This window comes from Telluria sp. Soil_C_11, assembly GCF_057657395.1.
The window spans coordinates 1-205 of the sequence record NZ_JBDGIN010000076.1; the positions used below are offsets into that span (position 1 = coordinate 1).

Here is a 205-nt window from a genome sequence, read left to right on the forward strand (position 1 = left end):
CTGGAGCGGGAGAAGAGTCTCGAACTCTCGACCTCAACCTTGGCAAGGTTGCGCTCTACCAACTGAGCTACTCCCGCATTGGAGTCTTACTTTTACTGCTTTCGCTACCCCAGCCTCAGCTTGCGCTGACTGGAGCGGGAGAAGAGTCTCGAACTCTCGACCTCAACCTTGGCAAGGTTGCGCTCTACCAACTGAGCTACTCCCG

1 tRNA gene is annotated in these 205 nt (G+C 56.1%); it reads right to left on the reverse strand.

Annotation, left to right across the window (positions count from 1 at the left end):
- Position 1 precedes the first annotated feature (1 nt).
- Positions 2-77 (reverse strand) — tRNA-Gly (locus AC3A6M_RS24960).
- Positions 78-205 lie beyond the last annotated feature (128 nt).